This window comes from Campylobacter sp. CNRCH_2014_2849 (assembly GCF_025772845.1).
GTDB lineage: Bacteria > Campylobacterota > Campylobacteria > Campylobacterales > Campylobacteraceae > Campylobacter_D > Campylobacter_D lari_D.
Genome location: NZ_JAKMSW010000032.1, coordinates 1 through 1590, shown reverse-complemented (window position 1 = coordinate 1590; position 1590 = coordinate 1). Strand labels below are relative to the sequence as shown.

Annotated in this window: 1 protein-coding gene and 1 pseudogene; both read right to left on the bottom strand. The window is 25.2% G+C overall.

The annotated features are described in order from the left end of the window. Positions 1-334: pseudogene (locus tag L8X33_RS08545) on the bottom strand (ShlB/FhaC/HecB family hemolysin secretion/activation protein); the annotation flags it as partial. 173 nt (positions 335-507) lie between these two features. Beyond that, the coding region (locus L8X33_RS08540) for a hypothetical protein (protein WP_263670487.1) at positions 508-1590 on the bottom strand (1083 nt) is incomplete at its 5' end.

Here is a 1590-nt window from a genome sequence, read left to right as displayed (position 1 = left end):
CTTTGTCATTGTTTGTGTTAGTGTTAGTTTGGTTATTTAGGTTGGTAGTGTTGTTATTAGTTTGATTATTAGTTTCCTCATTAGTTTCATCTTCTTGATTTAGTTTTTCTTTTAATTCTTTCTTTTTTTCTTCAAAATCTTTTTTAGCTTCTTGAGCTTTTTTATAATCATCTTTAGTTTTTAGATTTTCTTTGATAGCTTTGTTTTGAGGGAGATTTCTATCAGGGGATAGTTCTATAACCTTTTCTATATCATTTTTAGCTATGGTGATACTTCCATTATTAGCATAGACTAAAGAGCTAATTGCTATAGTGCTAAGTAAAAGTTTTTTCATACTTATTTTTTCCTTTTAATGATGTATTTTAATTTTAAGTTTTTGTTTTTCAATATTTATATTGATTAATTAAAATATTTTTAACATGAGTATATTCATTAATATACTCATTATATACACTAGGATAAATCCTAGTGTTTAGTGTTTAATTTTTTATGTATCAAAGCTGTAGATTATAATCCCCCAACTACACAAGGATTCATAGTTTTATAATTATCACTGACTATGCAAGTTTTACTTTTTTGAATTAAAGAAGTTTCATCTATTTCTTCAGTTTCTTCTTCTTCATTTAAAGTTTCATTACCTATTAAGTTAAGCGAAGCTGTTTGTTCAAAGTCAGGTAAATTTCCACCTTGAGAATTGTCTATATCAGGAAGTTCAGGTTTAACCAAATCTATTTTAGTAATATCATCAAATTTAACAAAACTAAATTGTGTATAAGCTAAACCTTTATTTTCATCTGTAATATAATTAGCAATTTTTTCAACATTATTATTTAATTCACTGATATCATTTGACAAAGCATTATAGGCATTATAAGCATTAAGCCAGTTATCAAAAGCTTGAGTAAATTTAGGATCATTGTATTTTAATAAGCCTTTATTAACTAGATCTAATAATCTATTAAATTCGGCTTCTGCTTTAAAATAGTTTTGTTCTTTGTCTTTAAAGATTTGCTCTAATCTTTTGTATTCATTGTATTCAGCTATTAACTTGTCTTTATTCTCTTTTAAATAGCTAAATAATGCCTCATTGTTATCTAAAGTTATTTTGCTTTGAGCTTGTAAAAAATCAAATAAACTTTTAGCTTCGTTAGATATTTTATTTTTATTAAATGTTTCATTCTTAGTATAATAAGTCAGAAAATCTAAACTTTGCAAAATACCTCTAGCTTCATTCTCATCTTTTATATTAAAATATGTTTGAATAAAAGCTATTTTTTCACCTTCTGCGGTATTTTGATTAAACTTGCTATAAATTTCTAATAATTTTTCTAACATAGCAATATCTACCACATAACCTTTTTTGGTAATATCTTCTATGATTTGAGTAATTATTTCTTTATTAAGGTCATCTTGTTCTAAAGATACATCAGAATGATTAGGTTTTTTTATGGTGTTAGCTCTAGATAAAAAATCTTTATAAGCACTTTCTTGGGTAGAATTATTATAAGTATGTATTTGAATTTTATCGTTAGTATTGCCCCAATAGCTTTTATCGGCTGCAGCATTATTTAAATCGTTTTCATGATGATA